This is a genomic window from Paractinoplanes bogorensis (assembly GCF_018829635.1).
In the GTDB taxonomy this organism is placed as follows: Bacteria; Actinomycetota; Actinomycetes; order Mycobacteriales; family Micromonosporaceae; genus Actinoplanes; species Actinoplanes bogorensis.
On sequence record NZ_JAHKKG010000006.1, the window covers coordinates 54280 to 80037 of the forward strand.

18 protein-coding genes and 1 riboswitch are annotated in these 25758 nt (G+C 70.5%); of the genes, 14 read left to right on the plus strand and 4 right to left on the minus strand.

Going from position 1 to position 25758, the window contains the following annotated elements:
- Positions 1 to 2 precede the first annotated feature (2 nt).
- On the minus strand, positions 3 to 1052 hold the full coding sequence (locus KOI35_RS19350) for an AAA family ATPase (protein ID WP_215788912.1): 1050 nt from the start codon (positions 1050 to 1052) through the stop codon (positions 3 to 5).
- Between the two features lie 373 nt (positions 1053 to 1425).
- Here KOI35_RS19350 and KOI35_RS19355 point away from each other — a divergent pair, with 373 nt between their 5' ends.
- A complete protein-coding gene (locus KOI35_RS19355) occupies positions 1426 to 4236 on the plus strand; it encodes a M36 family metallopeptidase (protein ID WP_308121071.1) in 2811 nt (936 codons plus the stop codon).
- 184 nt (positions 4237 to 4420) lie between these two features.
- Positions 4421 to 7231, plus strand: coding sequence for a leucine--tRNA ligase (gene leuS / locus KOI35_RS19360; RefSeq protein WP_215788913.1), 2811 nt, complete (start codon positions 4421 to 4423; stop codon positions 7229 to 7231).
- A gap of 98 nt (positions 7232 to 7329) precedes the next feature.
- Here leuS and KOI35_RS19365 read toward each other — a convergent pair whose 3' ends face one another.
- From KOI35_RS19365 to KOI35_RS19375, 3 genes are read right to left on the minus strand one after another with little or no spacing between them, the layout of a single operon-like run.
- Positions 7330 to 8079 carry a TVP38/TMEM64 family protein gene (locus KOI35_RS19365; protein ID WP_215788914.1) on the minus strand — a complete coding sequence of 250 codons (750 nt, stop codon included), beginning with the start codon at positions 8077 to 8079 and terminating at the stop codon, positions 7330 to 7332.
- Positions 8080 to 8108: 29 nt separating this feature from the next.
- On the minus strand, positions 8109 to 8822 hold the full coding sequence (locus KOI35_RS19370) for a type 1 glutamine amidotransferase (RefSeq protein WP_215788915.1): 714 nt from the start codon (positions 8820 to 8822) through the stop codon (positions 8109 to 8111).
- Positions 8812 to 10032 (minus strand): Mur ligase family protein, encoded by a 1221-nt coding sequence (locus KOI35_RS19375; protein WP_215789472.1) that lies wholly within the window; start codon positions 10030 to 10032, stop codon positions 8812 to 8814. Before KOI35_RS19375 ends, KOI35_RS19370 begins: the two co-directional genes overlap by 11 nt.
- 518 nt (positions 10033 to 10550) lie before the next feature.
- Positions 10551 to 10671: riboswitch (cyclic di-AMP (ydaO/yuaA leader) on the plus strand.
- Between the two features lie 6 nt (positions 10672 to 10677).
- On the opposite strand from KOI35_RS19375, the gene KOI35_RS19380 reads away from it, so the two are divergent.
- From KOI35_RS19380 to KOI35_RS19435, 12 genes are all read left to right on the plus strand, one after another.
- Positions 10678 to 11481: a C40 family peptidase gene (locus KOI35_RS19380; RefSeq protein ID WP_308121072.1), complete on the plus strand. Its 804-nt coding sequence runs from the start codon at positions 10678 to 10680 to the stop codon at positions 11479 to 11481.
- Between the two features lie 416 nt (positions 11482 to 11897).
- A complete protein-coding gene (gene mraZ, locus KOI35_RS19385) occupies positions 11898 to 12329 on the plus strand; it encodes a division/cell wall cluster transcriptional repressor MraZ (RefSeq protein ID WP_215788916.1) in 432 nt (143 codons plus the stop codon).
- A 276-nt stretch (positions 12330 to 12605) separates the two neighbouring features.
- Positions 12606 to 13676, plus strand: coding sequence for a 16S rRNA (cytosine(1402)-N(4))-methyltransferase RsmH (gene rsmH, locus KOI35_RS19390; protein ID WP_215788917.1), 1071 nt, complete (start codon positions 12606 to 12608; stop codon positions 13674 to 13676).
- Positions 13673 to 14404 (plus strand): cell division protein FtsL, encoded by a 732-nt coding sequence (gene ftsL / locus KOI35_RS19395; protein ID WP_215788918.1) that lies wholly within the window; start codon positions 13673 to 13675, stop codon positions 14402 to 14404. Before rsmH ends, ftsL begins: the two co-directional genes overlap by 4 nt.
- 6 nt (positions 14405 to 14410) lie before the next feature.
- Positions 14411 to 16804, plus strand: coding sequence for a peptidoglycan D,D-transpeptidase FtsI family protein (locus tag KOI35_RS19400; protein ID WP_215788919.1), 2394 nt, complete (start codon positions 14411 to 14413; stop codon positions 16802 to 16804).
- A gap of 51 nt (positions 16805 to 16855) precedes the next feature.
- On the plus strand, positions 16856 to 18370 hold the full coding sequence (locus KOI35_RS19405; protein ID WP_215788920.1) for a UDP-N-acetylmuramoyl-L-alanyl-D-glutamate--2,6-diaminopimelate ligase: 1515 nt from the start codon (positions 16856 to 16858) through the stop codon (positions 18368 to 18370).
- On the plus strand, positions 18367 to 19749 hold the full coding sequence (locus tag KOI35_RS19410) for a UDP-N-acetylmuramoyl-tripeptide--D-alanyl-D-alanine ligase (protein ID WP_215788921.1): 1383 nt from the start codon (positions 18367 to 18369) through the stop codon (positions 19747 to 19749). The genes KOI35_RS19405 and KOI35_RS19410 overlap by 4 nt, the downstream gene beginning before the upstream one ends.
- Positions 19746 to 20849, plus strand: coding sequence for a phospho-N-acetylmuramoyl-pentapeptide-transferase (mraY, locus tag KOI35_RS19415; protein ID WP_215788922.1), 1104 nt, complete (start codon positions 19746 to 19748; stop codon positions 20847 to 20849). Before KOI35_RS19410 ends, mraY begins: the two co-directional genes overlap by 4 nt.
- Before the next feature lie 65 nt (positions 20850 to 20914).
- Positions 20915 to 22288 carry an FtsW/RodA/SpoVE family cell cycle protein gene (locus tag KOI35_RS19420; protein WP_215788923.1) on the plus strand — a complete coding sequence of 458 codons (1374 nt, stop codon included), beginning with the start codon at positions 20915 to 20917 and terminating at the stop codon, positions 22286 to 22288.
- Positions 22288 to 23400 (plus strand): undecaprenyldiphospho-muramoylpentapeptide beta-N-acetylglucosaminyltransferase, encoded by a 1113-nt coding sequence (gene murG / locus KOI35_RS19425; protein ID WP_215788924.1) that lies wholly within the window; start codon positions 22288 to 22290, stop codon positions 23398 to 23400. Before KOI35_RS19420 ends, murG begins: the two co-directional genes overlap by 1 nt.
- A 25-nt stretch (positions 23401 to 23425) precedes the next feature.
- Complete coding sequence (murC, locus tag KOI35_RS19430; RefSeq protein ID WP_215788925.1) at positions 23426 to 24853, plus strand: UDP-N-acetylmuramate--L-alanine ligase; 1428 nt, start codon at positions 23426 to 23428, stop codon at positions 24851 to 24853.
- Positions 24854 to 24862: 9 nt separating this feature from the next.
- On the plus strand, positions 24863 to 25627 hold the full coding sequence (locus KOI35_RS19435; RefSeq protein ID WP_215788926.1) for a cell division protein FtsQ/DivIB: 765 nt from the start codon (positions 24863 to 24865) through the stop codon (positions 25625 to 25627).
- Positions 25628 to 25758 lie beyond the last annotated feature (131 nt).

Genomic DNA, 25758 nt, shown 5'->3' on the forward strand with positions numbered 1-25758 from the left:
GATCAGCGCCCCCGGGGCTCGTACTGGTTGTTGCCGCCGGCGTTGTTGCGGGTGTCGTACGGCGAACGGGCGCGGTCGTGCGGCAACGGCAACCGGTGCACGATCTCGGAGACGATCGCGTCCGTCGTACGGCGGTTGAGCTGCGCGTCGGCCGTCGGGATGATGCGGTGCGCGAGCACCGGCACGGCGAGCGCCTGCAGATCGTCGGGCAGCACGTAGTCACGGCCCTCGAGGGCGGCGACGGCCTTGGCCGTGCGGATCAGCTGGAGCGTGGACCGCGGGGACGCGCCGAGACGGATCTCGGGGGCCTCCCGGGTCGCGGTGACCAGCGCGATCGCGTACTGCTGGACGGCCTCGGCGGCGTGCACGTCACGCGCCGTGGCGATCAGCCGGCGCACCGTGCCGGCGTCGGTGACGGCCCGCAGGTCGTTCAGCGGGTCGTGCGCGCCGTGCCCGTTCAGCATGGCCAGCTCGGCCCGCGGGTCGGGATAGCCCATGGCGATACGCGCGGTGAACCGGTCGCGCTGCGCCTCGGGAAGAGGGTAGGTGCCCTCCATCTCGATCGGGTTCTGCGTCGCGATGACCATGAACGGCGCCTGCAGCTCGTAGGTCGTGCCGTCGACGGTGACCTGCCTCTCCTCCATGCACTCGAGGAGGGCGGACTGGGTCTTGGGCGAGGCGCGGTTGATCTCGTCGCCGACCACCAGGTTGGCGAAGACGGCGCCGGGCTTGAACTCGAAGTCCCGCTGCTCCTGGTTGTAGACGCTCACGCCGGTGACGTCACTGGGCAGCAGGTCGGGGGTGAACTGGATGCGGCGGACGGAACAGTCGATCGAGCGCGCGAGGGCCTTGGCCAGCTTGGTCTTGCCTACGCCGGGCACGTCCTCGATGAGCAGGTGACCCTCGGCCAGCAGGACCGCCAGAGCGAGCCGGACCGTGGCGCTCTTGCCCTCGATGACCTGTTCGATATTGGCCATGATGGCTTGCGTCGCGGCGCGGAACTCATCGTTCGGCATGGGTCCACCGGGCTCGTCCCAGGTCGGGGTTGTCACGGGCCTCCTCCAGGTTGGTGTGCGCGCCCCATCCTCGGCAGCGGGGGCGAAAGGGCAGCGAAAAAACCGGGCACGCCGCCCCGTCACCACAGGTTAGCCCGATCACAGCAACTCGCCGAGGTCGGCGTTGGTCTTGATTCGACATGCGTCAACCGGACATGCATCTCGAATGGGTAAAGAATCAGACATCGCTCTAGTTATATTTACCGATCTTCAAGAGCATCAGCCATCGACGGGCCACACAAGTGAGGTGCGGGCCGGCAGGTGGTCAAGCCCTGCTCGGGGCCGCATCTGAGCCCGGCCGAGAGGGGCTGAATTGAATCCGTTATCCACACCATCCGCGACCCGGCGGATGGGGGCGGCGGCTGCTGGGGTGATCCTCCTGGCGAGTCTGCTGCCCACCCAGGCGCAGGCCGCACCGGTGCCCGGCGCCGTGCAGGGCGCGAAGACCGACGCCGCGCAGCGCCGGGCCGACTACGACAGCCGCGCCAACCTGGCCGCGGCGGCCGTCGCGCAGCCCACCGCCGCCCTGAACCGCGCCCTGGTGGCGCAACCGTCCGCCTCGGCGGTGAACACTCTGCGTGACTCGCTGGGTGTGCAGGGCATCATCGACATCGACCGGGCGACCGGCACCCCGCGGCGGGTGGCGAAGCTCGACGGCTTCCTCACCGCGCCCAGCAAGAAGAAGCCGGCCGCGATCGCGCTCGACTACGTCAAGGCCCACCCCGAGGTGTTCGGCCTCAGCGCGGCCGCGCTGGCCAGCCTCGAGCTGCGCCAGGACTACGTCGACATCGAGGGCACCCACCACCTGAGCTGGGTGCAGGTCGCCGACGGCGTGCCGGTCTTCGGCAACGGCCTCAAGGCCCACGTCACCTCGGACGGCCGGCTCGTGCAGGTCGACGGTGCCCCGCTCAAGAGCGTCCCGGCCGCGGCCGGCGCGGCCAAGGTGACCCCGGCCGGCGCGCGCGCCGCCGCGGTGAAGGACGTCTTCGGCACCTCGACCGCCAAGGCCACGAAGACCGCGGGCGACGTCACCACCTTCAGCGACAACGGCAACGTCAAGAAGGTCTGGTTCCAGACCGCCTCGGGCCCGCGCCTGGCCTGGCAGACGATCGTCGTCGACGAGGGCTACGTCAGCGTGATCGACGCCGCCACCGGCGAGGTGCTCTACCGCAAGAGCACGGTCGCCAACGACACCGCGAACGTCTGGGAGAACTACCCGGGCGCGGTCAAGGGCGGCGTCGCCAAGAAGGTCGACCTGACCGCCAAGGGCTGGCTGCCGAAGAACGCGCCGCGGCTGTCCGGCAACGTCGCGCACGTCTACTCCGACGTGAACGACAACGACCTGCCGGACGCGTCCGAAGAGGTCGGTCCGTCGGGCCTGGGCAAGTGGGACTATCCGCTGGTCGACTTCAACGAGCAGGTCGGTGGCCTGTGCTCGGACGCCTTCCCGTGTTCGTGGGACCCGGCGACGGCGAACTCGTGGCAGACCAACCGCAAGCAGAACGCGGTGCAGCTGTTCACGTTCCTCGGCACGTTCCACGACCACCTCAAGGCGGGCCCGATCGGGTTCACCCGGGCGGCCGGCAACTTCGAGGCGCAGGACGGCGACGCGGTGCAGGGCCAGGCGATGGACGGTGCGAACACCGCCGACGGCCTGCCCGACGCCAACCACACCGACAACGCCAACATGAACACCCCGCCCGACGGCATCCCGCCGGTGATGCAGATGTACCTGCTGAACCCGGGCCCGGAGTCGGTCGCCGCCAACACCGGTGACGAGGCCGACGTCGTGTTCCACGAGTACACGCACGGCCTGTCCAACCGCCTCGTGGTGGACGCGAGTGGCAACTCGACCCTGAGCTCGCAGCAGGGTGGCGCCATGGGTGAGGCGTGGAGCGACTGGTACGCCTCGGACTACCTGGTGGCCAAGGGCCTCGAGAAGGACACCGCCAAGCCCGGCGAGGTCCTGATCGGCAAGTACTGGACCGCGGGCGGCACGATCCGCACCGAGGGCCTGGACTGCAAGGTCAACTCGCCCGCCGCGATCTGCCCCGGCACCCCGGGCGCCGGTCCGGGCGGCTACACCTACGGCGACTACGGCAAGGTCTACGCCGGTGGTGCCGAGGTGCACGCCGACGGTGAGATCTGGGCCCAGACCCTGTGGGACCTGCGGGACGCGATCGGCAGCAAGAAGTCGCAGTCGCTGGTCACCCGGGCCATGGAGCTCTCCCCGGCCAACCCGTCCTACCTGGACATGCGTAACTCCATCCTGGCCGCCGACCGGGTGGTCAACGACGGTGACAACGCCAAGAAGATCTGGAAGGTCTTCGCCACCCGCGGCATGGGCTACTTCGCCGCCGCGGTCGACGGTGACGACGCGCAGCCGGTCGAGGACTTCTCGATGCCGCCGGCCGCCAACACCCCGCGGGGCTCGCTGACCGGCAAGGTGTCCGACACCGACACCGGTGCGGCGGTGTCCGGCCTGACCATCGCGTTCGGCGGGCACGCCTCCGGCTTCGCCGGCGACTACCGGGCCACCACGGCCGCGAACGGCACCTACACGATCTCGGGGATCATCCCGGGGACGTACGCCAAGGTCTTCGCCCGCGGCGCCGGCTTCGACCCGGTCGTCAAGACCCTGTCGATCAACTCGGGTACCAAGACCGAGAACTGGGTCGTCCGCAAGGACTGGGCCGCCTCCTCGGGCGGTGGCTCGATCGTCAGCGCCACCGGGCCGGACTACACGCCGTACGGCTGTGGCCCGACCGCGATGATCGACCAGTCGCAGATCTCCGGCTGGGGCTCCGACGTCGCCGCCGAGGGCCAGACCCTGGTGGTCAAGCTCTCCGGTGCGGTCGACGTCTCCGAACTGGTGATCAACCCGTCGGCCACCTGTGGTGACGACGAGACCGCCTCGACCGGTGGCTACCGCGTCGAGACCTCGGTCGACGGCACGACCTGGGCCGCCGCCGCCAGCGGCACCTTCCCGGGCGGCACCGTCACCCCGACCGTGGTCGCGCTGGCCGCGGGCACGGGCGACGGGATCGGCTACGTCCGGTACACGATGCTGACCACCCAGGGCCAGGACGCGGGCCTCTGCCCGGCCGACCAGCCCCCGGCGTTCAGCGGCTGTGTCTTCCAGGACAGCACCGAGCTGGCGGTCTACGGGCCGGCGGCGTAACTCAGCGACACGGATACCGGTCGCCGTCACTCGGCGGCGACCGGTATCATGCAAACCATGGCTCGGCGTTTCCTGCTTCTTAGCCGGCCGTGCTGATCGCGCCACCACAGGCGTAACAGCACGGCGACCCCTCCTGCGTGAGGGGTTTTTTCATGCCCGGAGCCACCTCAGACGAAGAAGACGGATGCCGACGATGAGCGAGTCAGAGACCCCGAATTTCCGTTACACCGCCGCGCTGGCCAACGAGATCGAGCCGCGCTGGCAGGCCTTCTGGGCCGAGAACGGGACCTTCCACGCGCCCAACCCGGCCGGTGTGCTGGCCGACCCCGGTCACCCGCGGGCCGGGGCGCCCAAGCTGCACGTCCAGGACATGTTCCCGTACCCGTCGGGGTCGGGCCTGCACGTGGGTCACCCGCTCGGCTACATCGGCACCGACAGCTACACCCGCTACAAGCGGATGGCCGGGTTCAACGTGCTGCACCCGATGGGCTTCGACGCGTTCGGGCTGCCCGCCGAGCAGTACGCGGTGCAGACCGGCACCCACCCGGCGGTGACCACGGCGGCCAACGTCGAGCGGTACAAGGGGCAGCTGCGCCGCCTGGGACTGGCCTACGACGACCGCCGGTCCTTCTCGACCACCGACCCGGACTACTACCGGTGGACGCAGTGGATCTTCCTGCAGGTGTTCAACTCGTGGTTCGACGACAAGATCCGTAAGGCCCGGCCGATCGCCGCGCTGATCGCGGAGTTCGAGGCGGGCACCCGTCCGACGCCGGAGAAGGCGTGGGCCGAGATGTCGCCGGTCGAGCGCCGTCAGCTGATCGACGACCACCGCCTGGCCTACGTCAGCGAGGCCCCGGTCAACTGGTGCCCGGGCCTGGGCACGGTGCTGGCCAACGAGGAGGTCACGCCGGACGGCCGCAGCGAGCGCGGCAACTTCCCGGTGTTCCAGCGCAGCCTGAAGCAGTGGATGATGCGGATCACCGCGTACGGCGATCGCCTGGTCGAGGATCTGGACACGCTGGACTGGCCCGAGCCGGTCAAGCTGATGCAGCGCAACTGGATCGGCCGCTCGCGGGGCGCCCACGTCGACTTCGGCACCGCGACCGAGGACAAGATCACCGTCTTCACCACCCGCCCGGACACGCTGTTCGGCGCGACCTACATGGTGCTGGCTCCGGAGCACGAGCTGGTGGACAAGATCGCCCCGGCCGCGTGGCCGAACGGGACAAATCCGAAATGGTCGGCCAGTTATACAACTCCGGCCGAGGCCATCAAGGCCTATCGCGCCGAGGCCGCGGCCAAGACCGAGGAACAGCGCACCGAGGGCAAGGAGAAGACCGGCGTCTTCACCGGCGCGTACGCGACCAACCCGGTCAACGGCAAGGACGTGCCGGTGTTCATCGCCGACTACGTGCTGGCCGGCTACGGCACCGGCGCGATCATGGCGGTGCCCGGTCAGGACGCCCGGGACTGGGAGTTCGCCGAGGTCTTCGAGCTGCCCATCATCCGTACGGTGAAGGCTCCGGAAGGTTTTGAAGGCGCCTTCACCGGCGACGACGTGGCGATCAACAGCGACTGGCTGGACGGCAAGGGCGTCGTCGAGGCCAAGGCCGAGATGATCGCCTGGCTGGAGCAGCACGGGCACGGGCGGGGCGCGACCACGTTCCGGCTGCGCGACTGGCTGTTCAGCCGGCAGCGGTACTGGGGCGAGCCGTTCCCGATCGTCTACGACGAGACCGGGCTGCCGGTGGCGCTGCCCGAGTCGATGCTGCCGGTCGTGCTGCCCGACGTCGACGACTTCTCGCCGCGCACCTTCGACCCGGACGATGCCGACAGCGAGCCCGAGACGCCGCTGTCGCGCAAGAAGGACTGGGTCAACGTCGAGCTGGACCTGGGCGACGGGCTGAAGCCGTACACCCGCGAGACCAACACGATGCCGCAGTGGGCCGGTTCCTGCTGGTACGAGCTGCGCTACCTGGACCCGCAGAACGACAAGGCGCTGGTCGACCCGGACAACGAGGCCTACTGGATGGGCCCGCAGCGCGACGGCGACTGCGGCGGTGTCGACCTGTACGTGGGTGGCGTCGAGCACGCCGTGCTGCACCTGCTGTACGCCCGCTTCTGGCACAAGGTGCTGTACGACCTGGGCCACGTGTCGTCGTTCGAGCCGTTCCGCCGCCTGTTCAACCAGGGCTACATCCAGGCGTACGCCTACCAGGACGCGCGCGGGTTCTACGTGCCGGCCGAGGAGGTCGTGGAGCGCGACGGCGGGTACTTCTACGGCGACGAGGCGGTGACCCGGTCGTACGGGAAGATGGGTAAGTCGCTGAAGAACGTGGTGACGCCCGACGAGATGTGCGATCAGTACGGGGCCGACACCTTCCGGGTCTACGAGATGGCGATGGGCCCGCTGGACGTCTCGCGGCCGTGGGAGACGCGCGCGGTCGTCGGGTCGCAGCGCTTCCTGCAGCGGGTGTGGCGCCTGGCCGTCGACGAGGAGACCGGTGCCGTCCGGGTCGGCGACGAGCCGCTGGAGCCGGCCGTCCGCAAGCACCTGCACCGCACCATCGCGGGCGTCCGCGAAGACATGGACGAGCTGCGGTTCAACACGGCGATCGCCAAGCTGATCGAGCTGACGAACACGCTGACCCCGCTGCCCGCCGTGTCCCGCGAGGCGGTCGAGCCGCTGTTGCTGATGCTGTCGCCGTTCGCGCCGCACCTGGCCGAGGAGCTGTGGGGCAAGCTGGGGCACGCGGGCACGCTGGCCTACGCCGACTTCCCGGTGGCCGATCCGGCGCAGCTGGTGGCCGAATCGATCACCTATCCGGTGCAGGTCAACGGCAAGGTCAAGGCTCGGGTCGAGGTGTCACCGACGGCGGATGAGGCGTCCGTACGCGAGGTGGCGCTGACCGCCGTGGCCGAGGCGCTGGCCGGGCGTACGCCCAAGAAGGTCATCGTGGTCGCCGGCCGTCTGGTCAGCGTCGTCGTCTGACCCGGCTCGCCGCCGAACGCGAAAACCCGCCGTGTCGCTCACGGCGGGTTTTTGCGTGCGCTTACTTCTTTTCCCGTACGGGTTCGGAGCGCTCCCGATCAGGCTGCGGCGGCCTCGGCGGCAGCGGCCTTCTTGGCCGAGCGCTTCCACCAGAAGACGATGCTGGTCGTCAGGGTGAAGCCGATCAGGGCCGGGGCCAGCGAGAACACGCTCATCTCGCCCGGCCGGACCACGGCCGCGCCGATCACGGCGTAGGAGATGGCCGACGGGATCGAGGCCAGCGTGGTGCCCAGCAGGTAACGCTTGCGGCAGACGCTGGTGGTGCCGTAGGCGTAGCCGACCAGGCCGAACGGCGCCAGCGGCAGGAACCGGACCAGCAGCACGGCGGACAGGCCGCGACGGTTGAGCCAGCCGTCGAGACGCTGCAGCTTGCCGCCCGTGCGGGCCGCGAGCGCGCCCCGGCCGACCCAGCGGCCGGCGTAGTAGGTGGCCGCGGCGGCGATGATCGCGGCGGCCAGGGCCGTCGCCGCGCCGGTGGCCGCGCCGAGCACGGCGCCGCAGGCCAGCGTGATCGCCGTGCGGGGGACGAGCACCGAGAGCAGCAGACCGCCGACCACGGCCATCAGGACGGCGGCGGCCGGGCCGAGCCGGGCGAAGCCGTCCGCGATCTCCTGCAGCGGCAGGACGGCGGCGGCGATGCCGACGGCGGCCAGGACGACGCCCAGGATGCCGAACCGGACGAGCCGGCGCTTCCAGGTCATCGGGGTGGAAACCGGCTGTGCGGGCTGAGAAACCTGAGGCTCCGTCGCGAGGTTGACGCCCCGCGGGGCGATCAGGATGTCAGTCATACAGTCGGTCCGTCCTCTGCTCGTCGTGGCTAGGCGCCGGCGGCGGCAAGCCGCTCAGCTCGAAGTTTGTCGGGCCAGGTGTCGTCAACGGGGGCAAGACTATCCGCGCCGGTGGCCCAACGCAGTAGCAGATCGGCTATAGCTGGGTTGCGAGCGAGCGCCGGGCCGTGCGAGTAGGTGCCGAGGATCTTGCCGTTCCAGGCCCCCTCGGTCTGTCCGTCGTTCCCGATGCCGGCGGTCACCCGGGCCAGCGGGGCGACGCCCGGGCCCAGGTGGGTGCGGCCGCCGTGATTTTCGAAACCGCTCAGCGGGGGCAGGCCCAGCCGCGGGTCGATGTCGCCGCGGATCTCGCCGACCGCGCGGGTCTCGCCGCGGTCGGAGTGCAGGTCGAGCAGGCCCAGCCCGGGACATTTGGTCCCCTTGGCGAAGAACGAGTGACCGAACAGCTGGTAACCCGCGCAGATGGCCAGGACGGCCGCGCCCTGGTTGACCGCCCGGTGCAGGCCGCCGTCGGTGATCAGGCGCTGGGCCGCCAGGGCCTGCGGGCCGTCCTCGCCGCCGCCGATCAGATAGATGTCGGCGGTCGAGGGCATCGGCTGGTCGGAGCGCACCGAATAGGTCTCGACCGGGATGCCGCGGACGGCCGCCCGGCGGGCCAGGATCAGCAGGTTGCCCCGGTCGCCATAGGTGGAGAGCAGGTCCGGATAGATCCAGACGATGCGCAAAGTGCTCTCAGTTGACACGGTCAAGCTCCGCTCGGATGTCCTGGAACGCGGTGTAGTTGGCGATCACCTCGAGGCGTCCCGGCGGCACCGATCGGACCGCCTCCTCGAAACTCAACACGTGCCGGAAGGCGATTCCGTTCACCTCGAGCCGGACGGCGAGGTCGAACGCCCGGTCGCCGGTGATCAGCACCGGGCGGTTGTGCAGGGGCGAGAAGTCGACGTCGTAGAGCCACGAGGTGTCGAAGCCGTCGGGGTCGCGCGCGTTGATGGAGAGCAGTGTCGGCGCCTGCTCGGCCATGTCGAACGCCTCGAGCCAGCTCGCCGGGTTCTTGGCCAGCAGCAGCCGGATGTTGCGGCCGTCGCGGTCGACCTGGGCGTAGCGGCCGGCGATCGAGGCCACCGTGGATAGCCGGGGGAGCGCCTCTATCGCCCGGACCCCGAACTCGGCGGCCACGGCCAGGGCGGTCGCCGCGTTGCCGATGTTGACCGTGCCCGGCAGCTGCAGCTTGACCAGGTGCCAGTCGCCGCGCGGGTCGATGACGCCCTCGTCCTCGACCCGCCACTGGGGCTGGGGCCGGCGCAGCGGGCAGCCGGTGCACCACCAGTCGCCGTTGGCCCGCTCGATCGGGTCGCCGCTCTCGGGGCAGACGAAGGAGTCGTCGAGCCAGCGCTGCCCGGCGCTGAACCAGGTGATGTGGGAGGCGCCCTGGGCGGCCCAGACCACCATCGGGTCGTCGGCGTTGGCCACCACGGCCACGTCGGGATGCCCGGCCAGAGCGGTGCGCCACATCTGGGCCATCATGGCGACCTCTTTGGCCCGGTCGAGCTGGTCGCGCGAGAGGTTGAGCAGGGCCACCACCCGCGGGCTGGTCTCGTCGATCACCCGGGCCAGGTAGTGCTCGTCGACCTCGAGCACCGCGAACGGCGTCGCCCCGGCCTTGGCCAGCGCCGACGTGTGCCCGGTGGGCATGTTGGCGCCGAACGAGTTGGTGGCCACCGGGCCGAGCACGCCGAGGGCGGCCGCGGCCAGCCGGGTCGTGGTGGTCTTGCCGTTGGTGCCGGACACCAGCGCGATGGCGCGGCCGGCCGCGAGGTGGCCCAGCAGGTCCGGGTCGATCTTGAGGCCGATCCAGCCGCCGATGACCGAGCCGTCGCCGCGGCCCGCGGCCCTGGAGAGCGCGGCCGCTGTTTTCGACACCGAGGTCGCGACCTTGGCCCGCAGGGGCATTTTCCCGTCCGTCACGGGACACGAGGGTACCGGACCGGGCTGTTACGTCGAGTTGCCACGAGTCCGGTTTCGGGCACCCGGGAGAAGGGGGTGCTCCCCATATTCAGATCAACCATTCGGCCGGCGCCATTTTGGCCGGTGAGAAAGGTTTGAAGCGCGGGAGAGTGAATATGCGGCCTGGGTCACCCGAACGATAGGGAAGAAATATGTGTTCTGATTCACCCGTAACCTTCAACCGTCTGTAGTTCATCAAATGCGAGCCGTAATGGCAATTCTCACGGCCTGGTAACAAATCGGACAGTGTCCGATGTGCCAAACACTCTGCGTGACGGAATCGCTTCCGGCGAAGCTCCGGAAATCGGCGTATCAAGGTCTGGCCGGCAGCGCCCGCTGCCTGACTCGCGACGACCTGGTTCACGCCGAGCCCTGCCCCGGGCCGGTCGACGCGACCACCCAGCACCATGAACAACCACAAAGGCATACGGGGGCAGGGACGGGGGACCCATTACCGGTCCACTCCGCGCCACCCGCTCCGGTGGAATCACGTGGAGAACCTCGGGGTGAAGTCGCGCAAGCGACCGGGCACACCTTCCCGCCCGAACCCGACAGCTAACCTCGCAGGCGTGCCGGAGGGATATCTCTACCGTGCACGAACAGAGTTCGAGCCGGGGCCGCCGCATGGCCGGCGCCGGTGCGCTCGCAGTGTCTCTGGGCCTCTGCCTCTGCGCAGGCCAGCTGGTCGCCCCCTCGGCCGCCAGCGCCGCTCCGATCATCACGGCGGCGGCCTCCGCCAAGGTCACGCCGTCGGTCAAGAGCTCGATCTCGACGAGGTCGATCACTTACGGCGCCAAGATCAAGGTGACCGCGAAGTACATCAACCCGGCCAACGGCAAGGTGATCACTTCGGGCACGGTCCGCCTCCAGGCGCTCCGTAAGAACAAGTGGGTCAACCTCTCGGCGAAGGCCCTGAGCAGCAGTGGCTCGGTCACGCTGACCGGTGAGCCGCACGTCAGCGGGGCCGTGCGCGCCTATTACGTAGGGACCCCCACCTACAAGGCGAAGGCGGGTGGCAAGTTCTCGGTGACCGTCAAGGCCCCGGGCGCCACCAAGGTCATCAGCGAGGCCAAGAAGCACGTCGGGTCGCTGTACAAGTACGGCGCGGCCGGCCCCAGCCGTTTCGACTGCTCGGGCTACACGATGTGGGTCTACAAGAAGGCGGTCGGCAAGAGCCTGCCGCACAAGGCCAACTCGCAGCAGAAGTACGGCAAGTCGGTCGCCAAGGGCTCGAAGCAGGTCGGCGACCTGATCATCTTCCGCAACGGTTCGTACGGGTACCACGCCGGCATCTACGCCGGCGGCGGCTACATGTACGACTCCCCGCACACCGGCGCGCGGGTGTCGAAGCGCAAGATGATCGGCTCCAACTACGTGGTGCGTCGCCTGGTCTGACGACCCGGCGGTAAGGCAGCGAGGGGTGCGACCGGTTCGGTCGCGCCCCTCGCTGCCTTTCTGTGTTCCCCCACAACCCTCCCCGCGGCCCTCCACTTTCCTCCCTGCAGGGGTTGACAACGTGCCCTGCTGGGAGTTTTGGGCGTGTTTGGGAGGGTTCTTGACAAGGGGGAGTAGAGGATGTCGGAAACCGGACGGGGTTGATCATGCTTCGCCCCTCCACTTCCCTCCCACCTCGGTGAGCTGGGGTTTCGTGTGCGAACAAGGTTCGCGAAGACGCTCAATCGGCTTGCGGGTGGAGGGAAGTGGAGTAGAGTGGAGCGCAGTGGCAGGGCCGAGTCGAACAGACCTGAGGGGCCTGCCGGCCCGAGTGAACTGGCGGACCGCGAACCGCCCGGGGCAGGGGGTTGGGGCCGATGTTTCTCGGCACGCATACCCCACGCCTCGACGACAAGGGGCGGCTGATCCTTCCGGCGAAGTTCCGTGATGAGCTGGCGGGAGGTGTCGTGATCACCAAGGGGCAGGAACGCTGCTTGTACGGGTTCCCGATGCCGGAGTTCCAGCGCATCGCCGGCCAGCTGCGCGAGGCGCCGGTCACCAACAAAGCGGCCCGGGCCTACAGCCGGGTCTTCTTCGCCAGCGCGCACGACGAGGTCCCCGACAAGCAGGGGCGGGTCACCATCCCCGGCCACTTGCGGGAATACGCGGCCCTCGACCGCGAACTCGTCGTCATCGGTGCGAGCACCCGGATCGAGATCTGGGACAAGCAGTCCTGGGAGCAGTACCTCGCGGCGAGCGAAGACGAGTTCGCCGACATCGAGGAGGGGGTGCTGCCCGGCGGACTGTAAGGCGTGGCACTCGGCTGGGCCCACACAGGCCCGGACGCTGCCGCATCCGTACTGCGAGATCTCCAGCCGCTCCCGCTCCTGGCGCCTCTTCCCCGGCGCCAGGCGCGTGTCCGGCCAAGGGCGAGCCCGAATGGCAACGGGCACGAGCGGATGGGGATCTGGCGGTACGGACGGGCGTCCGGGATGGCCGCGGATCGACACGATCGGCGCGGCGGCAGGACGAACAACCGGCAGGTCGGTGCCGGGCAGGGCGCGCGTAACAGTCGGGGTGGGGCGATGGGGGTCGTTATGGGGGAGCTTCGCGGCACACACGTGCCGGTGCTGCTCGAGCGTTGCCTCGAGCTGCTCGCTCCCGCGCTGCGGCTGCCGGGCGCCGTGCACGTCGACTTCACGCTGGGTCTGGGCGGTCACGCCGAGGCCGTGCTCGAACGGTTCCCCGAGGTGCTGCTGGTCGGCCTCGACCGGGACACCGAGGCGCTCGCGCACTCGCGGCACCGCCTGGCGCGGTTCGGCGAGCGGGCCCGCCTGGTGCACGCGGTCTACGACGAGTTGCCGCGTGTGCTCGACGAGCTCGACCTGGCGTCGTACCACAGTGGGCTGTTCGATCTGGGTGTCTCGTCGCTGCAGCTGGACGAGGCCGACCGCGGCTTCGCCTACGCCCAGGACGCCCCGCTCGACATGCGGATGGACCAGACCTCCGGCATCACCGCCGAACAGGTCGTGAACGAGTACGAGCCGGGTGCGCTGGTCCGGATCCTGCGCACCTACGGCGAGGAGAAGTTCGCGCCGAGGATCGTCTCGTCGATCGTCCGGGAGCGGCAGAAGGGCCGGATCACCTCGACGGCCCGGCTGGCCGAGCTGGTCAAGGAGTCGATCCCGGCCGCCGCGCGACGAACGGGTGGAAATCCCGCTAAAAGAACGTTTCAGGCGCTACGTATTGAGGTAAATGGCGAACTCGCCACGCTCGAGGCGGCCATGCCGGCCGCTTTGGACGCCTTGGCCGTAAAAGGGCGGCTTGTGGTGATGAGCTACCAATCTTTGGAGGACCGGATCGTCAAGCGCGCTCTCACCGCGAGGACGCGCAGCACCGGGCCGGTCGACCTGCCGGTCGAGCTGCCCGGCACGGGACCGACGCTGCGGCTTCTGACAAGGGGGTCGGAACCGCCCAGCGAGCAGGAGGTCGCGGACAACCCGCGAGCGGCTTCGGTGAAGCTGCGCGCGGTCGAGCGTCTCGATCGCCACGAAACACCGGGGGCCGCCCGCGAACGGCCTCGACTGTCTACAACGCACGGGGGACAAGGGCGGTTACGCCCGGGGGAACGGGAAGAGGGGGAGGGAGAAGCATGAGCGAGCGCACCCAGGCGCCGCGGTCGGGGGGCCGGACCGCGGATCAGTACCGCCCGACGACCGGACGGCGCGACACGGGCCGGAGCCGCGATGCGGACGCCCCGGGAAGTGCCGGCCGGGGGGCGCGGCAGTTCGCCGGAGCGAAGGAGCGCGACACGCGCCGGTCCGGGGGCCGGAGCGAGCCGGTCCGGGACAAGGCGCGCGGACGCGGCCGGGTGGACGCCCCGGTCGACGGCGCGGCCGCGCTGCAGATCGACGTCACGGTCGAGCCGCTGCGGGTGACCGAGCAGGGCGCCAAGCCGCGTCTGCGGGTCGCCCCGCCGCCGCCGATCCACGGTGGACCGCGGGCGCCGTTCGTGGCCGGCGTGATCGGCGTGGTGATCGTCGGGGTGCTCGGCATCCTGCTGATCAACACGAAGACCAACGAGAACTCGTTCCGCATCGCCGAGCTGCAGAACCAGAACTCGGCGCTGGACAACCAGCGCCAGGACCTGGACAACCAGCTGGTCGAGGCGTCGAGCATCGGCAACCTGGACGCGGCCGCCCGGCGGCTCGGCCTGGTGCGGGCCAACATTCAGGACGTGGCCCAGCTGCGGCTGCCGGACGGCAAGATCATCCGGGTGCCGCGGCCGGCCGAGGGCCCGCGCTCGATCACCGCGCCGGACACCCAGGCGCCGTCGGCCGGCACCGGTCCGACCGGCACCGCTCCGGCCGGCACCGGGCGGTAGCCCAGCATGCCGCCGCGAGCCGACGACACTCCACCGCGCCGGGGCGCTCAGCCCCGGCGCGGTACGTCTCGTGACCTGCCGGTCGAGGGCGACGGGGACGCCAAGCAGAGCCGCGGTTTCGGTGGCATCGGCGACGCGCGGGCCTACACGCCGCGCGGCCGCACCGTGGCCGAGCGCGACCAGCGCACCCGCTCGCCGCGGGCCGCGCGCACGTCCGACCCGTTCCGGCCCGCGCTGCAGGTGCTCGACGGCGGCCAGCCGGCCCGGCGAGGACGTCCACCGGCGACGCCCGAGCCGGTCGAGACCGACCGTCCGGAGAAGAAGCCGCCGCGCAGCCGGGCCGAGATCGACCGCGCCGAGAAGAAGCCGCCGCGCAGCCGCCGGCCCGAGCCCGACCTGGACGACGACGAGGAGGACTTCGACCGTCGTCCCCGTCGCACGGTCGCCCGCACCGGCGCAGCGGCGCGCACGGTGGCCGACCGCAGCCGGACGCGGACGACCGCGAAGCCGGCCCGATCGGGTCGCCCGACGGCTTCTCCCCGTACCGGAAAGAGCGCGGCCTCACCCCGTACGGGAAAGGCAGCCGGACCACGACGGACCGTCGGAGGACCGCGGGTCGACCGGGCCGTCCGCGCGGTCGTGGCCGAACCGCCCAAGCTGGCCAACAGCACCCGCCGGCTGCGGATCGGGGCCGTGGTCGCGCTGTCGATGTTCGTGATGATCGGTGTCCGGCTCGTCGTCCTCCAGGTGGGATCGTCGCCCGAGGACGCGACGATGCTGATGGAACTGCGCAAGGACCGGCTGGCCGAGGTACGCCTGCCGGCCGCGCGGGGCAGCATCCTCGACCGGGACGGCACCGTGCTGGTGCACAGCGTTGAGGCCCGGTTCGTCGGCGCCGACCCTGGTCTGGTCAAGGACCCGGAGGCGACCGCGGCCACGCTGAGCCCGCTGCTCGGCGTGTCCCAGGCCAAGCTGATCCCGCTGATGAAGCCGCACAAGCGGCCCGACGGCCGGGACTCCCGCTTCGAATACCTCAAGCAGGGTCTCGACATCTCGGTCGGCGACCGGATCGCGGCCATGAAGCTGGACGGCATCGTGGTCAAGCAGGACGAGCGGCGCGACGTTCCGGGCGCCAACCTGGCGGCCAACCTGATCGGGTTCACCGGCGCCGACAACTCCGGCCTGGAGGGTCTCGAGGCGCGCTACGACTCGCTGCTGCGCGGCGCCTCCGGCGAGCGGGTCTTCGAGATCGGCAAGGGCGACCTCAACAAACCGATCCCGGGCGGCTACGAGAAGTACACCGCGCCCCAGCCGGGCACGTCGCTGGAGCTGACCATCGACGGTGACCTGCAGTACGAGGTGCAGCGCATCCTGGCCGCCGAGAGTCAGCGCACCAAGGCCACGATGGCGGCGGCGGTGGTGCTCGACGTCAAGACCGGCGAGGTGCTGGCCCAGGCGAGCTATCCGATGTACAACGCGGCCAAGCCCAGCGAGTACACGCCGACCGAGCGCGAGGACGCGGCCAGCAGCATCGTGGCCGACCCGGGCTCGATCCACAAGGCGTTCATCTTCGGCGCGGCCATGCAGGAAGGGCTGATCACCAAGGACTCGGTGCTGACCATCGGCCCGGCTCTGGAGCGCGGCGGTTACCGCTTCCAAGACAGCCACGTGCAGGACAAGGGCACCAAGATGACGATGCCGGGCCTGCTGGCCTACTCGTCCAACGTGGGCACGATCCTGATCGCCGACCGGCTCGGCAAGGAGAAGGTCTACGAGTATCAGCAGAAGTTCGGGCTGGGCAAGGCGACCGGTGAGGGCATGCCGGGCGAGGCCGACGGCAAGCTGCTGACGCCGGACGAGTGGAGCGGCTCGGCCTCGGGCTCGGTGCCGATCGGGATGAGCGTGGACGCCACGCTGATCCAGATGGCGGCCGGCTACCAGGCGATCGCCAACGACGGCACCTACATCCAGCCGCACATGATCAAGTCGATGATCTCGGGCGACAACGGCAAGGTCACCTCGGCCGCCGCTCCCGCGACGCACAAGGTGCTCGACCCGGGCGTGGCGTCCGACCTGCGCGAGATGATGGAGTCGGTGGTCGACAACGACCACGCGACCGGCACCCAGGCCGCGGTGGCCGGCTACCGCGTGGCCGGCAAGACGGGCACCGGCAAGCGGCTCATCGACGGGCAGTACACGAGCGCCAACTACGGCTCGTTCATCGGCATGGCGCCGGCCGAGAACCCGCGGTACGTGATCGCGGTGTCGGCCGACGTGCCCAAGGGCACCGGTGGCGACGTGGCGGCTCCGGCGTTCTCGCAGATGATGTCGTTCGCGCTGCTGCACTACCGGGTGCCGCCGTCGACCACCAAGGCTCCGACATTCAAGATCCATCCGTGAGAAGCATGGCGTTTTCCGTACGAAGCCGGGCACGGGGTAGGGTCTGACGCCGTGCCCGGCATTCCCCGTCCCGAGTCCGTTGCCCCCTACCGTCTGGCCCGGTTGGCGGCGCTGTTACCGGCGACTCTGACCGGTACAGACACCGAGGTCACGGGCATCACGCACGACAGTCGCGCGGTCCGTCCGGGCGATCTCTACGCCGCGCTGCCGGGCGCCAACCGGCACGGCGCCGAGTTCGCCGGCGACGTTGCCGCGGCGGGCGCGGCAGCGGTGCTGACCGACGCCGCCGGCCATGCCGCGGCGGTCGCGACCGGGCTGCCGGTGCTGGTGGCCGACGACCCCCGGGCGGTGCTGGGCACGGCCGCGGCCGCGGTCTACGGCGACCCGTCGGGCCGGCTGACGATGATCGGCATCACCGGCACCGCGGGCAAGACCTCGACGGCCTATCTGGTCGAGTCGGGCCTGCGGGCGGCCGGCGTGACCACCGGGCTGATCGGCACGGTCGAGACCCGGATCGGCGACCTGGTCGTGCCGAGCGTGCGCACCACCCCCGAGGCCACCGACCTGCACGCGATCCTGGCCGCCGGCCTCGAGCGCGGGGTCGAGTCGGTGGTGATGGAGGTGTCCAGCCACGCCCTCGCGGTCGGGCGGGTCGGCGGCATCGGCTTCACCGTCGGCGGCTACACCAACTTCGGGCTCGACCACCTCGACTTCCACGCCGACGCCGACGACTACTTCGCGGCCAAGGCCAAGCTGTTCGACGGCCGCTGCCGGTTCGAGGTGCTCAACCTCGACGACGCGGCGCTGCGGCCGCTGTTCAAACCGTCCACGATCAGCTACTCGGCGGCCGGTGACCCGGCGGCCACGTGGTGGGCCACCGACGTGCGGCCGTCCGAGTTCGGTCAGCGCTTCGTCGCCCACGGTCCCGGCGTCGAGGTCGAGGGCGGCGTCTCGCTGCCCGGCCGGCACAACGTGGCCAACGCGCTGCTGGCCCTGGCCGCCCTGGTCGCCGCGGGCATCGACGCGCAAGTCGCGGCCGATGGCATCGCCGCCTGCCCGGGCGTTCCGGGCCGGCTCGAGCGGGTGACCGCCCCGGGTCAGGTGCTCGGCGTGGTCGACTACGCGCACAAGCCGGACGCGATCGTGGCCGCGCTGGCCGCGCTGCGTGAGCTGGCCACCGGGCGCGGGGGCCGGTTGATCGGCCTGATCGGGGCCGGCGGCGATCGCGACAAGGGCAAGCGGGCGCTGATGGGTGCGGCCGCCGCGCGCGGAGCCGACCTGGTCATCGTCACCGACGACAACCCCCGGACCGAAGACCCTTCCCTCGTACGCGCGGCCGTGCGCGCCGGTGCCGAACAGTCCGGCGGCCCGGCGAAGATCATCGAAGTCCCCGGGCGGCGGGCGGCCATCGACGAGGCGGTCCGGCTGGCCGGCGCCGGCGACGTGATCGCGCTGCTGGGCAAGGGGCACGAGTCGGGCCAGGAGGTGAACGGTCAGATGCTGCCGTTCGACGACCGGATCGAGCTCGCCGAGGCGCTGACCGCCGCGGCCGGGGGTGCCGCATGATCCGCCTGACACTGGCCGAGATCGCCGAGATCACCGGCGGCCGCGTGGTCAACGCGGACGCGGGGCTCGCGGTCACCGGCGGGGTCGAGTACGACTCCCGCAAGATCGGCCCGGGTGGGCTGTTCGTCGCGTTCGAGGGCGAGAAGGTCGACGGCCACGAGTACGCGGGCACGGCGGTCGCGGCCGGGGCGGCGGCGGTGCTCAGCACCCGCGACACCGGGCAGCCGGGCGTGGTCGTCGCCGAGCCCCTCGCGGCGCTCGCGGCGCTGGCCCACGCGGTGGTTACCCGGCTCAGCAACCTCACCGTGGTCGGGCTGACCGGCTCGTCGGGCAAGACGACGACCAAGGACTACATCGGCCAGTTGCTCGCCCGGATCGGGCCGGCCATCGCGCCCGCCGGGTCGCTCAACAACGAGCTGGGCTTCCCCTACACGGTGCTGCAGGCCGGGGTGGACACCCGCTTCCTGGTGCTCGAGATGGGCGCCCGGGGGATCGGGCACATCCGCTACCTGACCGAGATCGCCCGGCCGTCGATCGGGGCCGTGCTCAACATCGGTGCGGCCCACATCGGCGAGTTCGGTTCGGTCGAGGGCACGGCGCGGGCCAAGGGCGAGCTGATCTCCGCGCTGCCGGCCGGCGGTGTGGCCGTGCTGAACGCCGATGATCCGCTGGTGGCGGGGATGGCGGGTCTTTCGGCGGCCCGCGTACTTTTCACCGGCGAGTCCGATAAATCGGATGTTCGAGCGTCGGACGTCGTGGTGAACGGCCGCGGTTGCGCGTCGTACACGCTGCACTTCGAGGACCGGGCGGCGCGGGTCGAACTCGCGGTCGCCGGCCGGCACCAGGTCGCCAACACGCTCGCGGCGGCCGGGGTCGCGCTCTCCGCCGGGCTGCCGTTCGACGAGCTGGCGGTCGCACTGGGGCAGGTCGGCATCGTCTCGAGCCGCCGGATGGACGTGTTCACCCGGGCCGACGGCGGCACGGTGATCGACGACTCGTACAACGCCAACCCGTCCTCCACCGCGGCCGCGCTGCACGCGCTGGCGTCGATGGCGGGCGGGCGGCGCACCACCGCCGTGCTGGGTTACATGGCCGAGCTCGGCGAGCACGAGCGCTCCGGCCACGAAGAGGTCGGCCGGCTGGCCGCCGAGCTCGGCGTGGACCGGCTGATCGTGGTCGGCCCCGAGGCGGCGCCGATCGCCGACGGCGCGCTCGCCGTCGAGGGGTGGAAGGGCGCGGCTACCGTCGTGCCCGACCAGGCCTCGGCCGTCGAGCTCCTGGGCGGTGACCTCGGCGGCGACGTGGTGCTGGTCAAGGGTTCCCGGTATCGCACGTGGGACGTGGTGGATGCACTGCGTGCCGAGGAGGTTCGCCCGTGAGGGCAGTCATCGTCGCGGCCGCGGTCGCGTTCATCATCTCGCTGTTCGGCACCCCGGTGGCGATCCGCGTCTTCACCGCGCTCAAGGCCGGCCAGCCCATCCGCACCCTCGGCCCGGCGAGCCACCAGGGCAAGAAGGGCACGCCCACGATGGGCGGGGTCGTCTTCATCATCGCCACGGTCGTCGCCTACGCGGCCGGTCACGTGGCCCTGACGACGCTGCCCGAGCGGCAGATCGCGCAGGAGTCGCCGACCATGACGGCGCTGGTCCTGCTCGGACTGTTCGTCTTCTGCGGCGTGGTCGGCTTCCTCGACGACTTCCTCAAGGTGCGCCGCCGTAACTCCGACGGCCTGAGCGCCAAGGGCAAGCTGCTCGGCCAGCTGATCGTCGGTGGCGCGTTCGCCATCGTCGCGCTCTACGTGCCCAGCACCAACGGCGAGACGGTGGCCAGCGAGTCCATCTCGTTCATCCGCGACGTCAGCTGGCTCGACGTCGGCAAGGTGGGCTCGGTCCTGGTCTTCGTGTTCGTCATCATGTCGATGTCGAACGGCGTGAACCTGACCGACGGCCTCGACGGCCTGGCCACCGGCGCCTCGATCCTGGTGCTGGGGTCGTACTCGCTGATCGGCTTCTGGCAGTACCGCCACTGGTGCGGTGACACCGACTACGCCCGGGTCAACGAGTACTGCTACCAGGTGCGCGATCCGCTCGAGATCGCGATGATCGCGGCCGCGGCGGCCGCCGCCTGTGTCGGCTTCCTGTGGTGGAACACGTCCCCGGCCCGGATCTTCATGGGTGACGCGGGCGCGCTCGGCCTGGGCGGGCTGATCGGCGGCCTGGCCATCGCCACCCGCACCACGCTGCTGTCGATCATCATCGGCGGCCTGTTCGTGATCATCACGATGTCGGTGGTCATCCAGATCATTTCGTTCAAGACCACCGGTAAGCGTGTGTTCCGCATGTCGCCGCTGCAGCACCACTTCGAACTCGCGGGGTGGAGCGAGGTCAACATCGTGGTCCGGTTCTGGATCGTGGCCGGGATCTGCGTCGCGATCGGGCTCGGACTGTTCTACTCGGACTTCCTCGCCGCCATGGGATAGAACACCTTCGCGACACGCCAGGGGTGAAGCGCGGACTGGCGTGTCGGCGGGACGAAGATGAGTGAATGGCGGAAGACCGGACTCAGCAGGCATCCCGCCCGTCACTGAGCCGGCAGCTGCTGCCCGCCGTGCACGGGCTCCTGGCACGGCCGCTGTCGTCGTACTATCTGCTGCTCGCCAGCTCGGGTCTGCTGCTGCTGATCGGGCTCACCATGGTCTTCTCGGCGACCAGCGTGAAGGCGTACGCGGAGAACGGGAACGCCTTCAGCGCGATCGCCAACCAGGCGGTTTTCGCCCTGCTCGGCCTGGTCGCCTTCTGGGTCTGCCAGCGCCTGCCCGCCGGCACCCTGCGCGACCTGGGCAAGGTCGTGCTGGGCACGGCCATCGTGCTGCTCGCCGTCCTCGACCTGCTGGAGGCGCTGGCCTCGGTCGGGCTGCTCAGCACCCCCCGGATCGGCCCGGTGCACGCCGAGCTGCTCTGGCTCTACTTCGGCCCGATCGGCCTGCAGCCGGCCGAGTTCGCCAAGCTCGGCATGGTGCTCTGGGGCGCCGATGTGATCGCCCGTAAGGGCCCGGCGCTGGGTCACTGGAAAGAGCTGTCCCGCCCGCTGTTCCCGGTCATCGGCCTGCTCTTCGTGCTGGTCGGCTACAACGACCTGGGCAGCATGCTGGTGCTGCTGGCCCTGATCATCGGCCTGCTCTGGGCGGCCGGCGTCCGGCTGCGGATCTTCGCCGCGCTCGGGGTGCTCGGCCTGGCCGGCATCAGCCTGCTGATCGCGGCCGCCTCCGGTGGCGCCGGCTCGGGCCAGTCGGGCGAGGAGAACTACCGGCTGGCCCGGCTCACCAACTTCCTCCAGCCGATCGACCAGTGCGACCTGGCCGGGCCCTGCTACCAGCTGATCCAGGCCCGCTCGGCGATCTTCGAGGGCGGCTGGTTCGGGGTCGGCCTGGGCAAGGGCGCGCTGAAGTGGAACTGGCTGCCCGAGGCCGACAACGACTTCATCTTCGCCGTGGTCGCCGAGGAGCTCGGGGTGGTCGGCTGTGCCGTCATCCTGGCCCTGTTCTCGGTGCTCGCCTACACCGGATTCCGGATCGCCCGCCGCTCGCAGGACCCGTTCCGCCGGCTCGCCGCGGCCGCGATCACCACCTGGCTGGTGGCCCAGGCTGTGATCAACATCGGCGGCGTGACCGGCATGCTGCCCATCACCGGCCTCCCGCTGCCGTTCATCTCCGCAGGTGGCAGCGCCCTCGTGGTGACCATGGCGGCGGTCGGCATGCTGGCCTCGTTCGCCCGCGCCGAACCGCAGGCGTCACTCGCGCTGAACGCGCGTCCGCCCGCGAGATGGGTACGGCTAGTCTGGGCCCCGCTGCCGCCGCTTCCCCCCTCGCGGCGGCCGAGTCCCGCTCGTGAGAAGGCGGGTTCAGAAGGGAGACGGTAGTGGGACTGCTGCGGTCCGTCGTGCTCGCCGGAGGAGGCACCGGCGGACACATCTATCCGCTGCTCGCCTTCGCCGACGCGGTCAAACGGCACTTCCCCGAGGTGCGGATCACCGCCCTCGGCAGCCCGAAGGGCATGGAGAACGAGCTGATCCCGCCGACCGGCTACGACCTGCGCGTGATCCCGGCGTTCCAGCTGCCCCGGTCGATCAACCTCAACCTGATCCGCACCCCCGACCGGATGTGGAAGTCGGCCCACGCGGCCGGCAAGATCCTCGACGAGGTCCAGGCCGACGTGGTGGTCGGCTTCGGCGGCTACGTGTCGGTGCCGGCCTACCTGGCGGCCTGGCGGCGTGAGCTGCCGATCGTGATCCACGAGGTCAACGTGCCGCCGGGCGTCGCCAACCGGATGGGCATGCGGTTCACCAAGAACGTCGCCGTGGGCTTCCCGCAGCAGCCGCAGATGGCCGAGTCGCTCAAGGACGCCCGCGTGGTCGGGGTGCCGCTGCGCACGTCGCTGACCCGCCTCGACCGGGCGGCGCTGCGCCCGCAGGCCCTGCATCACTTCGGGTTGCGGCCCGACCTGCCGGTGCTCTTCGTGTCGGGTGGTTCCTCCGGCGCCCGTACGGTCAATCTGGCCGTCGCCGCCGCGGCCAAGCGCCTGGCCCACGCGGGCGTCCAGGTGCTGCACGTGCAGGGTGGCCGCAACGACCCGTTCGAGGTGCCGAACGACCTCCCGGTGCCCTACGTGGTGCTGCCCTACCTGTCCGACATGCAGCTCGGCTATGCCGCGGCCGACCTCATGCTGTGCCGGGGCGGCGCGATCACGGTGGCCGAGACGACCGCGCTCGGCGTGCCCGCGATCTACGTGCCCTACCCGTTCAGCAACCAGGAGCAGAAGCGCAACGCGCAGCCGGTGGTCGACGCGGGCGGTGGCGTCCTGGTCGACAACGACGACCTCACCCCCGAGTGGATCGAGCAGCACCTGATCCCGCTGGCGCGGGACAGGCACCGCCTCGCCGCCATGGGTCAGGCCGCTTCCCGGTACGGTCGTCGCGACGGTGACGAGGCCCTGCTCCAGTTCGTTCTCGAAGCTGTGGAGAAGGACCGATGAGCGTTTTCACCAAGGGAGCGAACGAGTGAACACGGCGGAGCTGCGACCGGTCGGCGAGTTGACCGCCGAAGACCTGGGCAGCGTGCACCTCATCGGCATCGGCGGGGTCGGCATGGCCGGTCTCGCCCGTCTGCTGCTCACCCGGGGCGTACCGGTCTCGGGCAGCGAACTGCGCGAGTGGCCGGCGCTGGCCGGGCTGCGCGCGCTCGGCGGCACGATCCACATGGCCCACGTCGCGGAAAATCTGGACGGCGTCGACACGGTCGTCTACTCCACCGCCATCCCGCACGACCACCTCGAGCTGGTCGAGGCGCGCCGGCGCGGGCTGCGCGTGCTGCACCGCTCCGAGGCGCTGGCCGCCGCGATGACCAACCGGCAGGCCATCGCCGTGGCCGGCACCCACGGCAAGACGACCACCACGTCGATCATGACGGTGATCTTCCAGCACGCCGGGCAGGACCCGTCCTTCGTGATCGGCGGCGAGATCAGCGAGGCCGGGTCCAACGGCCACCACGGCACCGGCCCGCACTTCGTGGTCGAGGCCGACGAGAGCGACAAATCGTTCCTGATCTACCGGCCACACGTGGCGATCGTGACCAACATCGAGGGCGATCACCTCAACAACTGGGGCGACCTGGACGGGCTCAAGGCCGGGTTCCTGCAGTTCGCCGAGCTGGCCGCGCCCGACGGCTTCGTGGTCACCTGCGCCGACGATCCGGGCACGCAGGACCTGATCTCGGCACTCAGAGCCAAAGGCAAGACCGTTTACACGTACGGGGAATCCGCCTCGGCCGATCTGCGGATCAGTGACGTGGTCTCGACCGTCAGCGGCGTGCGCTATGCGGCGGAGCTCGACGGCAAGCCGCTCGGCGAGATCAAGCTGGCGCTGCCGGGCAAGCACATGGGCCTCAACAGCGCCGCCGCGGTGCTGACGGCGCTGCGCCTGGGTCTGCCGCTCGACAAGATCGTCGAGGCGCTGGCGTCGTTCCCGGGCGTCCGGCGGCGCTTCGAACGCAAGGGCATCGCGGCCGGCGTACGGGTCTACGACGAATACGCGTACCACCCGACCTCGGTCAAGGCGGCGCTCCGCACGCTGCGCGAGGTGGCCGGCGACGGCCGTCTGCTCGTGGTCTTCCAGCCCTACCGGGTCTATCGCACCCGCGACCTGCAGGCCGAGCTGGCCGAGGGGCTGGGCATCGCCGACCAGGTGATCTGCATGGAGGTCTTCGGGCCGGGCGAGGTGCGCGGGCCGGGCGAGGGCGGCGTGGCGCTGACCGCGGCGATCGACCTGCCGGCGGACAGCAAGGTGTTCGTCGCCGACTGGGAGGACGTGCCGGCCGAGGTCGTGCGCCGCAGCCGCCCGGGTGATGTGGTGGTGACCATGGGCGCGCCGCCGATCTCGATGATGGGCGACGAGTTGCTGGTCGCGCTGGCCGGGGTTTCTCAGAGCTAGAGGAGGGCCATGAGCGGCGGGGGGCGTAACTGGAGGCTGGTGCGGGCGGACACCGACGCGGTGCCGTCGTCCGCCCGGCGGTTCATGGCCCGGGCCCGCCAGCGCCGGATGCGGGCCGCGCTGCCCTGGGCGGTGGCGGCCGGCGTGCTGCTCGTGGCCGGGGGAGTGCTCTGGCTGATCTACGGCACCTCGGTGCTGGGCGTGCGTGACGTCCGGGTGGTCGGCGCCCAGCTGCTGGCCCCGGCCCAGATCGAGCAGGCGGCCGCGGTGCCCGACGCCGAGCCGCTGGCCCGGGTCGATCTCGACGGGGTCCGGGCCCGGGTGCGTCAGCTGGCCCCGGTCGAGCGGGTCGTGGTGCGCCGCAGCTGGCCGTCCACGCTGGTCGTCGAGGTGGTGGAGCGGACCCCGGTGGCCGCCGTGCCGCAGAACGGTCAGTTCACCCTGATCGACCGGGCCGGGGTGGCGTTCCAGACGGTCAAGCAGGCGCCGGCCGACCTGCCGCAGGTGCGGGTCGACTTCCCCGGGCCGTCCGACGTGAACACGAGATCGGCGCTGACCGTGCTGGCCGCGCTGAGCGAGGAACTGCGCGAGCAGGTGCTGGCGGTCTCGGTCGACGCCCCGGCCCAGATCCGGCTCGAGCTGCGCAAGGACCGCACGGTGGTGTGGGGCGACGACACCCAGAGCGAGACGAAGAGCCAGGTCGCGACGGCCCTGCTGAAGCGCAAGGGCCAGGAGATCGACGTCTCGGCGCCGTCGGTCGTGACGATCCGCTAGCATCGACATCTAAGCGGACATAAGGTCGCAAACGGCACATTTTGGTCGAGGTTACGGGTCGGTCGGATTTTCGCCACGTAAGCGGACGCCGACACGCCGTGCCGGGTCTTTGGTTGCGGTCGAATGTCCGC

What these genes read in the sequence shown, in the direction of transcription:
- mraZ (WP_215788916.1), top strand. Translation starts at nt 11,898, where the DNA reads ATGTTTCTCGGCACGCATACCCCACGCCTCGACGACAAGGGGCGGCTG.
- KOI35_RS19365 (WP_215788914.1), bottom strand. Translation starts at nt 8,079, where the DNA reads ATGACTGACATCCTGATCGCCCCGCGGGGCGTCAACCTCGCGACGGAG.
- rsmH (WP_215788917.1), top strand. Translation starts at nt 12,606, where the DNA reads ATGGGGGTCGTTATGGGGGAGCTTCGCGGCACACACGTGCCGGTGCTG.
- KOI35_RS19400 (WP_215788919.1), top strand. Translation starts at nt 14,411, where the DNA reads ATGCCGCCGCGAGCCGACGACACTCCACCGCGCCGGGGCGCTCAGCCC.
- ftsL (WP_215788918.1), top strand. Translation starts at nt 13,673, where the DNA reads ATGAGCGAGCGCACCCAGGCGCCGCGGTCGGGGGGCCGGACCGCGGAT.
- KOI35_RS19375 (WP_215789472.1), bottom strand. Translation starts at nt 10,032, where the DNA reads ATGCCCCTGCGGGCCAAGGTCGCGACCTCGGTGTCGAAAACAGCGGCC.
- KOI35_RS19410 (WP_215788921.1), top strand. Translation starts at nt 18,367, where the DNA reads ATGATCCGCCTGACACTGGCCGAGATCGCCGAGATCACCGGCGGCCGC.
- KOI35_RS19435 (WP_215788926.1), top strand. Translation starts at nt 24,863, where the DNA reads ATGAGCGGCGGGGGGCGTAACTGGAGGCTGGTGCGGGCGGACACCGAC.
- leuS (WP_215788913.1), top strand. Translation starts at nt 4,421, where the DNA reads ATGCCGACGATGAGCGAGTCAGAGACCCCGAATTTCCGTTACACCGCC.
- KOI35_RS19420 (WP_215788923.1), top strand. Translation starts at nt 20,915, where the DNA reads ATGGCGGAAGACCGGACTCAGCAGGCATCCCGCCCGTCACTGAGCCGG.